Below are 10,981 nucleotides of genomic sequence, written 5' to 3' on the forward strand. Positions count from 1 at the left end.
ATATTGACTGTATTATATCATATTTTTAAAGAGAAATATATAAATGAACATTTATTTATGGTTTTTTAAATGATAGTTATATTTTATATTGTTTTACTTGTATTTTTCTTTACAAGTGCTATACTATAATAAAAAAGAAAGGAGATTTTTATGGCACAGACTGTAAATGTGAACTTTCGCCTGGATGAAGCCGACAAGAAAAAAATGGAGAGCGTATGTAGCGAACTTGGACTCTCTATGAGTGCAGCTTTCACTATCTTTGCCAAGAAAATGGGTAGAGAACATCGAATACCTTTTGAGGTTTCCATAGATCCGTTTTATTGTGAGAGTAATATGGAACATCTACGTAGGGGAATTGCAGCCCTTAATGCCGGTCTTGGTGTAGAGCATGAATTGGTAGAGGTGTAGACTATGCATAAAATATGGTTTGATGAAGCATGGGAGGACTATCAGTATTGGCAAGTTCAAGATAGAAAAACTCTGAAGCGAATTAACGGATTAATTAAAGATATAGAACGTGGTAACTATGACGGAATTGGTAAACCTGAACCTCTTAAAGGTGAGCTTAGCGGGTTTTGGAGCAGACGCATTGATGATACAAATAGGCTTATCTATAGAATATCAAACGGCTGTTTAGAAATTCTTTCTTGTCGCGGTCACTATATTTAAGCCAATACAGCTGTCACAGATTCAATCTGTGACAGCTGTATTATTTTTACAAAATCATCTTATAAATATTGCTTCAAAGCTGTCTCAATTATTCAGCTGATTGTATGCATACAAAAGTACATCATTTTCCACACTGTTAAACTCAATAAAGCATATGTTCTCTATTTCTATTTCTTTTTTAGCAAATATACCTGCATTTGACATATCTATACATTCTATATTTACAAATGAAGTACCTTCTCTTGAAACGAATCCTGTATATATATCTTCATCAGAATAAGTCATTATAGTAGCTATAACTTTGCTTGAAGTAATATAATCCAATATATTCTCAACAGATGTCTCACTGTCAATACCGTCCATAGCCACATTTTGAATATTCTTATCTTCCCAATACCTTATGCATACTTCCATTTTCTTTAAGTATTCCGTATCTGAAAGGAATGATCTTACCATATCTTTTTTAAATGTATAGATCCCTGCCTCTCTCCCCAGTTCATCAAAAGCCTTAAATACATATATACTGTCATCCCTATATATAAACTTCCCCACAGTAAAACTATCATCACTGATTGAATATACCTCATATAATTTATTTTTATCAATAATCATCATATATCTCATCTTTACCGCTACACTCAGTAGTCTTACAAATTTCTTGCACAGATTTCTCAGATAGAATATCTAATACCTTTTTTATATCCAAGTACATACCGTTCTCTCCCAAATATTCCAATTAAATTAATTTGTTATCTCCTCTAACAATCTACTGCCTAAGCTTGGTATCTGTACTGACACAAATTCCGGATATTGCTCTCCGGTAAATAATTCTAACACTTTTGTATTTTCTATAATATCATTAGCCAGCCCCTTACACTACTATTTACAAAGCTCATATACACATCAATTAAGATATATATTATTAAAAGCTTGTATTTTGTTTTCATTTATCACCATGCATTTCTACAAACTCTGAAGCTGTCATTACTCTAGGATGATCCTCTATACCGGACTCTAAGAAATCTTTATCTCCGGTTAATAATATATCTGCACCGACATTTATAGCTGCTCTAAGTATCGGTCTATCCTTACTATCTCTGACTTTTCCTTCTATATCATACTCTATTATCAGGATAGGTACAACTTCAAGTGTTGTCAATGCAAGCGATAAAAATATCTCTAATGCACTTACTTTTGTTGGAAATTTTCTATTGAAAATTCTACGCATTTCATCTATATTCTGTTCACATATCATACCATGATTTGGATATGTAACAGCTTTTACAAATGCTTTATATGGTGTACTCCTATTGCTGAGTATAGCAGAAATCAATACATTGGTATCAATAAGTATCTTCATTGTTCTTCACCGTCTGCTCTGACTTCTCTAACCAAATCTACAACCGACTCTTCTGAATTAAGTCCTGCTTTCAAGGCCTCCCCCTCCATCTGCTTTTGCAACCTCTCCATTGCATATATTACAGAATTGATTATTCTAACGCTTCCGTTCTCTACAACAAATGTCACCCTATCTCCAAAAGAAACTCCAAGAATATCTCTAATATCTTTCGGAATTGTAACCTGTCCTTTTGACATCACCTTGGCATTATCTATAAAAGTATTATTAACCATAAACACCTCCTATTCAGTACCTGTTCATCTTCTCCTTATTCATAATATACCCAAGTACGGCACCTACTATGCCTCCCAGTATATGTGTCAGGTTTGAGATATTGTCCTGTACAAAAACTCCTTGATATACCTGCTGTCCTATGTACAAAAGTGCCACCAAAATAAATGTAAACGGAATTTTACCGTCTCTAAACCCTGCAAAGGATGAGAGCAGTATAAATGCAAATACTACACCGCTTGCACCAAGTAAATACACATTTGGAAATACAAAAAAATGAACCAAACCTGTCACAAGTGCCGTGGCAAGTATTACAAAAAGTATATTTGATGAACCGTACTTTTCTTCAAGCATAGGTCCTATTACAAGTATCAGCATTATATTCCCGAGAAAATGGTCTAAGCCGGCATGTCCCAATACATGACCAAAGAATCTAAGATATGTAAACGGACTTATAAAAGATGATCTGTAGACACTAAACAGCAGTCTTGTTGAAAATCCTCCTGTAAGATTGTCCACTATATATACTATAAAACTTAGAATTACAAATCCTAAGATAATCGGTGAATTAAATGAAACCTGTATTTTTTTATTCATAGTCCTCCTTATACTAAATAAGGGCGGTCACCCACCCTTATTATCAACTCTGTCAACCGCTTCAACTATATGAATTCTCATTTTTGAATTTGATGCACGATCTCCTTCTATATAGAGTATATACTCAATATAGATATTTATCTCATCTTTATTCATATCGATCAAAAGGAGCTTTGTCTCCGTCTCCATATTCAATCTGCCAAAGGGAGTGTCATATGTTACTTTAAACCTACTGTTATTGGCAAATACCATCTTTGAATTTACCACACCCTCTTTGATAATTTCAACCCTATTTTTCTTTACTATTATTGTATTAAGGATAATTTCATCAAAACCTTGGGCTTCTTCCACGTAAGTTATCTTATGCGTATCACCATCTACATAGTGATTACCTGAAATATTTACGGCAATCGGATCGTTCTCATCATACCTCAAATGAGCACCGCTAATCTCAATATCTACAAATTCTTTCATAATCTTCTACCTTAAAACTATAGCAGAAGCCGCAATGCGGTCTCCACCCAACCCTAAAACTACCACCGGTTGTTATGCAAATATCAAGTTTAAAATAAAAGAATGATAGTTTACTAGAAAAATGTATCTCCCCACTATTCTATATAAAATAACCTTAAATAAAAAACTGATAACTATGCTCAACAAAGAATGCCTGTCTGCATGTGTATACTCTTGCCTAGCCAATCCATTGTATGCATTCTGCAAAGCCTAATGTTTTTTAAAATTCTTCTATATTGACTATACCTGTATTTTTTACAATTCCGGGCATAATAGAAGATGCAAAATCACTAAATCTTTCTGCCATGTCACTGACATAAAACTCGTGGAAAACTTCGCCGTCACCGGCACATAAGTTTTCACGTATTAACAAAGATTTCAATTCCTTTGCGGTTTCGTATGCAGGATTTACAAGGGAAACCCCCTCACCCATAATCCTCCTAAATGTATTATATAGTAAAGGATAATGGGTACATCCCAATACTAAACTGTCAATATGTCTGCTCTTTAATTCACTGACATATCGTGAAATGATTTCATCTGTAACACTGTCATTGATAAGCCCTTCCTCCACCAGCGGAACCAGCAACGGGCAGGCCTTTTGTATTACTTCAAGCTCGCTATTTATCTCATGAATAGTCTTTTCATATATCCCGCTGGATATTGTCCCGTTAGTACCTACCACTCCTATCCTGCCTACCTTGGTAGTCTTAGTTGCGGTTATGGCACCTGCATGGATAACACCTATAATGGGTATATTAATCTCTGTCTTTAATATGTCAAGTGCAAAAGCACTGGCGGTATTACACGCAATCACAATAGCTTTTACATTTTTTGTCTGTAAAAAATTTACAATCTGTCGGGAATATTTGATAACTGTATCCTTAGACTTTGATCCGTATGGAACTCTGGCCGTATCACCAAAATATACAATACCTTCATTCGGCATCTGAGATATTATTTCCCTTGCAACTGTCAGTCCGCCTACACCTGAATCAAATACTCCTATAGGTAAATTCAAAGAAATCACCTTCTCTCAAAGGCTAATTCTATTAGTCTGTCAATAAGATCTTTTTTGCCGATACCTGCAGCCTCAAATAACATAGGATACATACTTATTGCTGTAAATCCCGGCATTGTATTTATCTCATTAAATACAATCTCTCCGTCTTCCCTTGCAAAAAAATCTACTCTTGAAAGTCCGAAGCCGTCCAAGGCTGTAAAAATCTTTTTTGCATACTCCGGAAGCTTCTCTCTTACTCCGTCCGGGAGCTTGGAATCCAGCAAAGTCAGTGAATCAAGCTTATACTTGGCATCATAATCATAGAAAGTTGCAGCCGACTTTATCTCACCTACACCGCTTGCCGTCACATCACCCGGCCTGCCAAGCACTCCACATTCTACCTCATGTCCTACAATAGTCTCCTCCACAAGGACTTTTCTGTCATGCTTTAGTGCTTCAAGTATACCTTTTTTAAGTTCCTCTCTGTCTAAAGCCTTTGAAACCCCCCTTGAAGAACCTGCATTTGAAGGCTTTATAAATACAGGATAATCAAATCTGCCTTCTATTTTCTCTATCTTGTCTGATAAATTCTCCCTGACTTCATAGTCAAGTACCGCCTCATATGCCGCCTGTCTTATTCCAAGCTTGTCCACTACAAGTTTTGTATAAAGCTTATCCATTCCTACGGCACTTGCAAGCACTCCACATCCGACATAGGGGATTTTTGCAAGTTCCAGCAAACCTTGAACAGTTCCGTCTTCACCAAACAGCCCATGCAAAACCGGAAAAACCACATCTACATGAACTTCTTTATACTCCCCTCCCGTCTCTACCATTATACACTTTTTTGTCGCATCAGGCAAAATATATGCACTTGTTTTTGAATTTAACCAGCTTCCGTCTTCCATTGAAGATATGCTGTCTACCTTAAGCCATTTGCCTTCCTTTGTAATACCGACAAGTATAAGCTCGTACTTATCGGTATCTACCTGCTTTGATACATTGGTGGCGGATATTACAGATATCTCATGTTCAGATGACCGGCCTCCAAATATTATTACTAATCTCCTCATTACTTTGTAGGTGCTTCCTTAATCTGTTTGGAAACATTGACCTCCTGATTGTTTATATGCTCGGCAATGATTCTCTTAGCCTCCGACTTATCTCTACTTTTCAGTGCCTTAAGTATCATCTCATGCTCATTCATAAGCTGATTTCTTGTAGCTTCCGCCTTAACATATTCAAGTCTATAACGATACATCTGTTCTCGTAGATTATTGATCATCTGCACCAGTTTATCATTACCTGTGCTTTCAAATATTATATCATGAAATTTCTCATCTGCACGTGCAATATCAATAATATCTTTATTTTCTATAGAATTAACAAACTCATCTTCAGCCTGCTCAAGTTCTTTTACTTTATCATCTGAAATCTTGGTGCAGGAAAGCTCTATCGCAAGTTCCTCAAGTGCTCTTCTAACTTCAAGTGTATCTCTTAGGCTCTTTTCGGTGATACCTGCCACCTCGGCACCCTTTCTTGGAATCATCAGTACCAGACCTTCCAGTTCAAGCATCCTCATAGCCTCTCTGATAGGAGTCCTTGATACTCCAAGTTTCTTTGAAAGTGCTATCTCCATAAGTCTGTCACCCGGCTGTAATTCTCCTCGAAGGATTGCCTGCCTCAAGGTTTTAAAAACCACATCTCTTAACGGCATATATTCATCTACATCTGCATGTGAAAAATCTGTCATTTTACCCTCCATCTATCTAAACAGTAGTTGCAGTCTCTATATAATTTATTCTATCGTCTTTTTCCAGTACCGCTTTTGCCCCCAGTATATCACTGTCATTATCAAAGATGCCGAAAACAGCTGTTCCGCTTCCGCTCATCAGACTGCCTAAGCAATTGTTGTCATTCATTATCTGTTTGATTTCTGCAATAAGAGGTAACAGCCTCAAAGACGGTACTTCCAAAATATTATTAAGTGCTTTAGCTATCTGCAAGGTCTTAATATCATCAGCCTCATCACTTTCAATAATTGAAACCATCTCTCTTACATCCTTATGTTTGAACCCGGTCTTGTTCATATTATCAATATCCAAGTTTTCATATACCGACTTTGTTGAAAGTCCGGCCTTCGGCTTTGCAATCAAAAGTTTCAACTTCGGCACCGGCTTAAGCTTTGTCAGTTTCTCTCCGATACCCTCCGCCAAAGCTGTGCCTCCCATTATACAAAACGGTATATCCGCTCCAAGACAGGCTCCAAGTTCAAGCAATCTGTCTGTACTTATACCCAGTTGAAACAACTCGTTCACCGCCTTCAGTGTAGCCGCCGCATCGGCACTCCCGCCTGCCATACCTGCTTCCATCGGAATATTCTTTTCAAGTCTGACCTCTACACCGAAATCTCTTTTTGTTTCCCTTTGTAACAGTACTATCGCCTTGTATATAAGATTGGTCTCATCCGTTGCCAAATCCTTATTGTTACATATCAGTGATATCTTCTTTTCTTCAAGTTCTCTTATTTCAAGTACATCCGCAATATCAACATTTGTCATGACCATTTCTACATCATGGTATCCGTTCGGCCGCCTTGATAATACATCCAAGCATAAATTTATCTTTGCACATGCCTTTACCTTCATCCGCTAAACCTCTGTTCTCTTCTGTGCCAAAAATTTTGTACTTAAAATTATACATTAAAAACTGTATAAAAACAACAGTTAGGTTATTCTAACCGTCAGTCGCAAAACTATACTTATACAGTCAATTTACTATAATTACATCCAACTTCTCAGCTAAATTTATAGATGCTACATTAGAGATATCTGTCCTTATACATACCTCTGTTATATCATATATTTTATGAATATATTTTAGTAAATACTCACAAACTTTGAAAGTATAGCCTCTTCTTCGATATTTCTTATCTATAACATATGAAAGAAAACAGCTGTTATCTTCATTATAAAAGCCTGCAAGTCCCATCACTTCCTTATCATTTTCAAATACATACAGTCCATAGCCGTAGAAATCATATTGAAAATCTATATATTCCTGTAATTCTTTCTTATTGTCAAACGGAAACTCTTCAAATCCCGATAAAATTTCAAAGTCATCCACACACAGCTCACGAATTTTTATATTATCTATCCTCCCGATACACAGCGGTATATGTAGATATCTGCAAGCCACCATTTCCAAATATTTTTCGTCTATATCGGCATAGTCAAGTACTGCATACTTTGAAACCGATATATCTATATTTTCATTGCCAAGTATTGCAATTGTGGCTCTATGGGAGTTAAAAGCCTCCCATAGAGCCACATTCTCATCGGAAATCACTATATCACAGTGCTTTCCACTGATATTAACACTTTTCAGGCTCTGCATACTCTTCGCCGAATGTGTCAACCGTCATAGATTTAATCTTCTGTTCATTGTTCGGTCTGTCCCTATAATCTGTGTCAGCCGACGCAATCTTATCTACAACATCCATTCCCTCTATTACAGTACCGAACGCCGCATATGATCCGTCAAGATGCGGTGCATCCTGATGCATGATAAAAAACTGTGATCCGGCAGAGTTCGGACTCGTAGCTCTGGCCATTGATATAACTCCTCTTGTATGTGCCAAGTCATTTTGGAATCCGTTCAGGCTGAACTCACCCTTAATTTGATAGTCAGGACCTCCCATACCGTTTCCCTGAGGGCATCCGCCCTGTATCATAAAATCCTTAATTACTCTGTGGAAAGTAAGACCGTCATAAAATTTCTTATTGATCAAACTTATAAAGTTTCTTACCGTGTTTGGTGCCACCTCAGGGTAGAGTTCAATTTTGATTACCGAGCCGTCTGTCATTGTCAATGTTACTATTGGATTTTTCATATGATTCTCCTTTTTAATCTCAATAAAGTCACACAGATGTAAACATCTTTGTGACTTTATAATTGAGTCTTTCGATCATTCATCAATATATTTTAACATATCTTAATCTGTTTTTGTATAAAAATATGAGACCTTAACTAAAAAATATAGTTTTTAAAGTCTATGTTGCTCATACTATTTTACAGTCTCGACCTGCATTGTATTGGTATATCTTGCCGGCCCTCTGTCGGCCTTCTTCGGTATGATACCTGCCGTAACAACCACAAGATCTCCCGACTTAAGATATTTTTCTTTCTTCAGAATATCTATAGATGACTCTATAAGTTCATCGGTAGTATCTGCTCTCTTTGCAAATACAGGAACTACGCCATATTGAAGCTGCATTTGACGGATTGTAGTGATGCTTGGGCTCATACCGTAAACCGGAATAGCCGATCTCCATTTAGAAAGCATCCTTGTAGTAAATCCGCTGATAGACGGAGCGATAATAGCCTTTGCATCAAGCTGATCCGCTGTGGAAACCGCTGCATATCCGACCTGATTTGAGATATTTTTCTTATCCATCCTGTTTACTTTTCTATTTCTGTACTGTGTATGATCAAGATGCATCTCGGTCTCCTTGGCAATCTTAACCATCATCTTAAGTGCCTCAAGCGGATATTTACCCATTGCAGACTCTCCTGAAAGCATTATAGCATCTGTACCGTCATAAATGGCATTTGCCACATCTGAAACCTCGGCTCTTGTAGGTCTTGGATTCCTGATCATTGAATCAAGCATCTGTGTAGCTGTGATTACCGGCTTGCCTGCCACCGAACACTTCTCAATAAGTTTCTTTTGAATAAACGGAAGCCTTGCAGCATCTATCTCAACACCCATATCACCTCTGGCAACCATTATACCGTCACTTGCCTCAATGATATCATCCATATTGTCAATACCTTCCTGGTTTTCAATCTTGGAGATAACTTGGATATTTGCATGCTTTTCTTCTATGACAGCCTTAATCTGACGGACGGCATCACCGTTTCTTATAAAAGATGCCGCTATGAACTCAAAGCCGTTGTCACAGGCAAACTTTACATCTTCTATATCCTTTTGTGTAAGTGCCGGAAGCTTTATTGAAACTCCGGGTACATTAACACCTTTCTTTTCTCCAAGCTCACCGCCGTTTAAAACTTTGGTATGGATATCCGGTCCTTCCACGTTTATAACTTCAAGTGCAATAAGACCGTCGTCTATAAGTATTTTGTCTCCCGCCTTTACATCCTCATTAAGACCGCTGTAGTTGATAAAGCCTTTTTTGTCATTTCCTACACACTCATTTATTGTAAGTGTATATTCATTTCCGGCAACAAGAGTAACTTTCTTTCCGTCCTCAAGCAAACCTGTTCTTATCTCAGGTCCCTTGGTATCAAGAAGTGCGGCCACCTCTTTTCCCGTCTCTTCTCTTACTTCTCTTAATATATTTAATCTGCCCAAATGCTCCTCATAGTCACCATGTGAAAAGTTAAATCTGGCAACATCCATTCCTGCAATTGCCATATCTTTCATAAGCTTTTTATCATTTGTATTTGGACCCATAGTACATATAATTTTTGTTCTTTTCATTTCTTTTCCTCTTTATCTTTCTACAAACCGAAATACTACCACTCATTTAGAAATGTATCAAGACACATTTACAAAATGTTTTACTGTCATCACAAAGTATTCAGACTATTCTACATGAATATGTGTATATAAATGGTCTGAGCAGTATTCAAGATTACCTTTACATTTTGAGCAATATCGAAACTCCAATGTATCGTCATCCTTTTCAGTCCTTCCACATACGGCACATTTGTGTATAGATCCTGCCGGTCTCATCTTAACCGCATTTTTGAACTTTACCTGTCTGACTACATTTTTCGGTGATATTCTGTTCCAATTTCTGGTCATCAGATAGAATATAACAAAGTTTAACAAGCTCAGCCCGATAGATACCTTTGTTATGACGCCTCCTATTATAAAACTATAAACTTCAATAATCAAATATACAAATGCCAAATATTTAGCCTTTATCGGTAATACAAAGTAAATATAAAATGTCATATCCGGATATGTGAGTGCGAATGCCAAAAATATGGACATATTCAGACTGTCAGGTGTAAGCGGAAATTCACTTGATGCCTTGCCATATATTGCATATAGTATAAATGCTCCTATTATAAGGAATATATATCCCATGAACATATAGACATTGAATCTGAAGCTGCCCCAAATCCTCTCAAGATTTGTTCCGAGGCTGTAGTATAATACAAGCATAATGGCTGCAAAAAATATATTTTGATTCGGTGCGTACATAATCCATGTGATAAGTCTCCAAACCTCTCCTGAAAGTATCTTTGATATATCAAGAGACATATAGTTATAATAAATATCTGTATTTACTAAAGATATGGCAAAACCCACAGCATATATTGCAGTCAGATACATCATAAGATTGCTGATTGCATATTTCCCAAATTTTCTTTCTATTTTTTCAAAAAAAGCCATTATTCCCCTTCCTTATATACAATGCTTTAAGTTCATTTATACTTGCAAATATTTAGATTGCCAAGCCTAACCCGTACAACCTTAGAAGTCATTATATCATTTATAGTGCTTTTATGTAAATAATTTAAAAAAGTACCGCAGG

16 protein-coding genes are annotated in these 10,981 nt (G+C 36.7%); 2 read left to right on the forward strand and 14 right to left on the reverse strand.

The annotated features are described in order from the left end of the window. Positions 1-150 precede the first annotated feature (150 nt). Positions 151-408 (forward strand): type II toxin-antitoxin system RelB/DinJ family antitoxin, encoded by a 258-nt coding sequence (locus HMPREF0381_RS13520; protein WP_008752574.1) that lies wholly within the window; start codon positions 151-153, stop codon positions 406-408. Positions 409-411: 3 nt separating this feature from the next. Further along, positions 412-669 (forward strand): Txe/YoeB family addiction module toxin, encoded by a 258-nt coding sequence (locus HMPREF0381_RS13525; protein WP_008752575.1) that lies wholly within the window; start codon positions 412-414, stop codon positions 667-669. Positions 670-753: 84 nt separating this feature from the next. On the opposite strand, the gene HMPREF0381_RS13530 is transcribed toward HMPREF0381_RS13525, so the two are convergent. From HMPREF0381_RS13530 to HMPREF0381_RS13590, 14 genes are all read right to left on the reverse strand, one after another. Further along, positions 754-1,284, reverse strand: a complete 531-nt coding sequence (locus tag HMPREF0381_RS13530) for a hypothetical protein (protein WP_242824439.1) — start codon at positions 1,282-1,284, stop codon at positions 754-756. Further along, entirely contained in the window at positions 1,271-1,405 is a 135-nt protein-coding gene (locus HMPREF0381_RS15615) for a hypothetical protein (protein WP_278244432.1), read from the reverse strand. Before HMPREF0381_RS15615 ends, HMPREF0381_RS13530 begins: the two co-directional genes overlap by 14 nt. A 207-nt stretch (positions 1,406-1,612) precedes the next feature. Then, positions 1,613-2,029: a putative toxin-antitoxin system toxin component, PIN family gene (locus HMPREF0381_RS13535; protein ID WP_008752577.1), complete on the reverse strand. Its 417-nt coding sequence runs from the start codon at positions 2,027-2,029 to the stop codon at positions 1,613-1,615. Next, a complete protein-coding gene (locus HMPREF0381_RS13540; RefSeq protein WP_008752578.1) occupies positions 2,026-2,301 on the reverse strand; it encodes an AbrB/MazE/SpoVT family DNA-binding domain-containing protein in 276 nt (91 codons plus the stop codon). The genes HMPREF0381_RS13535 and HMPREF0381_RS13540 overlap by 4 nt, the downstream gene beginning before the upstream one ends. A 13-nt stretch (positions 2,302-2,314) precedes the next feature. Beyond that, complete coding sequence (locus HMPREF0381_RS13545) at positions 2,315-2,896, reverse strand: rhomboid family intramembrane serine protease (protein WP_008752579.1); 582 nt, start codon at positions 2,894-2,896, stop codon at positions 2,315-2,317. A 27-nt stretch (positions 2,897-2,923) separates the two neighbouring features. Beyond that, positions 2,924-3,370 carry a DUF1934 domain-containing protein gene (locus HMPREF0381_RS13550; RefSeq protein ID WP_008752580.1) on the reverse strand — a complete coding sequence of 149 codons (447 nt, stop codon included), beginning with the start codon at positions 3,368-3,370 and terminating at the stop codon, positions 2,924-2,926. A gap of 259 nt (positions 3,371-3,629) precedes the next feature. Beyond that, complete coding sequence (gene murI, locus HMPREF0381_RS13555) at positions 3,630-4,430, reverse strand: glutamate racemase (protein ID WP_040461542.1); 801 nt, start codon at positions 4,428-4,430, stop codon at positions 3,630-3,632. Positions 4,431-4,435: 5 nt separating this feature from the next. After that, on the reverse strand, positions 4,436-5,485 hold the full coding sequence (locus HMPREF0381_RS13560) for a D-alanine--D-alanine ligase family protein (RefSeq protein WP_008752582.1): 1,050 nt from the start codon (positions 5,483-5,485) through the stop codon (positions 4,436-4,438). Next, positions 5,485-6,165, reverse strand: coding sequence for a GntR family transcriptional regulator (locus HMPREF0381_RS13565; RefSeq protein WP_008753611.1), 681 nt, complete (start codon positions 6,163-6,165; stop codon positions 5,485-5,487). The genes HMPREF0381_RS13560 and HMPREF0381_RS13565 overlap by 1 nt, the downstream gene beginning before the upstream one ends. 16 nt (positions 6,166-6,181) lie before the next feature. Then, positions 6,182-7,060, reverse strand: a complete 879-nt coding sequence (gene ispE, locus HMPREF0381_RS13570) for a 4-(cytidine 5'-diphospho)-2-C-methyl-D-erythritol kinase (RefSeq protein ID WP_008752584.1) — start codon at positions 7,058-7,060, stop codon at positions 6,182-6,184. 121 nt (positions 7,061-7,181) lie between these two features. Beyond that, a complete protein-coding gene (locus HMPREF0381_RS13575) occupies positions 7,182-7,808 on the reverse strand; it encodes a GNAT family N-acetyltransferase (protein ID WP_008752585.1) in 627 nt (208 codons plus the stop codon). Then, positions 7,786-8,304, reverse strand: coding sequence for a peptidylprolyl isomerase (locus HMPREF0381_RS13580; RefSeq protein ID WP_008752586.1), 519 nt, complete (start codon positions 8,302-8,304; stop codon positions 7,786-7,788). The genes HMPREF0381_RS13575 and HMPREF0381_RS13580 overlap by 23 nt, the downstream gene beginning before the upstream one ends. A gap of 174 nt (positions 8,305-8,478) precedes the next feature. Then, positions 8,479-9,915 carry a pyruvate kinase gene (pyk, locus tag HMPREF0381_RS13585; RefSeq protein WP_008752587.1) on the reverse strand — a complete coding sequence of 479 codons (1,437 nt, stop codon included), beginning with the start codon at positions 9,913-9,915 and terminating at the stop codon, positions 8,479-8,481. A gap of 105 nt (positions 9,916-10,020) precedes the next feature. Then, positions 10,021-10,839, reverse strand: a complete 819-nt coding sequence (locus tag HMPREF0381_RS13590) for a rhomboid family protein (protein ID WP_008752588.1) — start codon at positions 10,837-10,839, stop codon at positions 10,021-10,023. Between the last annotated feature and the right edge of the window lie 142 nt (positions 10,840-10,981).

Source organism: Lachnoanaerobaculum saburreum DSM 3986, assembly GCF_000185385.1.
GTDB lineage: Bacteria > Bacillota > Clostridia > Lachnospirales > Lachnospiraceae > Lachnoanaerobaculum > Lachnoanaerobaculum saburreum.